Raw genomic sequence first — 1,090 nt, 5'->3', positions numbered from 1 at the left:
TGTTCAATGAGTTGGCGAAGGAGCGGCGGCTCGTCGACGATGACGCGGACGCCCTGCAGCGGTGGCTCGGCGGTGACACCGGTGTCGATGCTTCGGCCATCATGGCGAGGTATCACGCCGATGACCCGAATGCTCTGTTGGCTGATTTGCGGTGGCAGAGCGAGTCGGTCAATGAGGTGCTGAGTCGCCGGAATTTGCCGTTTGGTAGTGAGCACTATCCGACTCCGTTTGAGGTGAGTCAGGCGGGTTGGCATCCGGGTGTGGGTCGGGGTGCGGACGCGACCTGGATCGGTAAGCGCACGTTGCTGAACTCGAACCAGCGGGGGTCGGACTGGTATGGCTTCCGGGTCGTCAGTCCGGAGCACTTGTCGCCGTCGATCGGTTACTACCACCTCAGCCGGCAGGAGGTGCCGGAGATGGCTCCGGCGGACCCGTCGGCGGCCGGCCACTCTGACGCGTACGCGTCCGGTGAGCCGGACACCCGGGCGGGGCCGGACGAGGGTGGCTCTTACCCGCTGTCGACTGAGCCGGAGTGGTTCGGTGACGGGCGGTCGCTGACTGGTGAGCAGAACAGGTACGCCGACGATGTACTGCTCAATTCGACGTTCAACGACGAGGGCATCAGGGGTCATCTCGACTCGCTCAGCGACCACCATGTGGTTCACGCGCGTACCCCGGGGAATGACCCGGATGGGTTCAAGGCGCGGTTCGCGGACGCGATCGCGGGTTCGGGTCCGGGGCAGTCGCTGGAGCAGAGCGCGGAGGACGCTGGTACGACTCTGCGGTACGAGATCGACCTGCCCGACTCGGACTACGCGAGCGGGGCGCAGCGTGTCATCGACGGGCTTGTCGCGCGCGGCTATGAGCCGGTACGTGTGGATGGTTGGACCGCGGATCGGCCCGGTGTCGAGTCGCAGTGGCGTGACCCGGACACCGGGCAGGTTTTCGATGTGTCGCTGGACACCGCGGGCAGTCACGACACCAGGCTGATTCTCGACCGGCTGGACAACGACCTGGCCAAGAACCTCGATCCGGAACAGCGCGCGCACCTGGAAACGTTGCGGGCGGACACCGTAGCGGCCGTCCACAC

Annotated in this window: 2 protein-coding genes; one reads left to right on the top strand and one right to left on the bottom strand. The window is 65.9% G+C overall.

Translation table 11 applies throughout. The annotated features are described in order from the left end of the window. Positions 1-215: hypothetical protein (locus Raf01_RS49080; protein ID WP_203925068.1), on the bottom strand; the 215-nt coding region annotated here is incomplete at its 3' end. Between the two features lie 45 nt (positions 216-260). Between Raf01_RS49080 and Raf01_RS49075 the strand changes: the two genes are divergently transcribed. Beyond that, positions 261-1,090, top strand: an 830-nt coding sequence (locus tag Raf01_RS49075) for a hypothetical protein (protein ID WP_203925067.1), incomplete at its 3' end; no start/stop codon positions are given.

Source organism: Rugosimonospora africana, from assembly GCF_016862975.1.
Lineage (GTDB): Bacteria > Actinomycetota > Actinomycetes > Mycobacteriales > Micromonosporaceae > Rugosimonospora > Rugosimonospora africana.
Note: the sequence above shows the minus strand (reverse complement) of the source record. Positions and strands in the feature narration are given on the sequence as shown.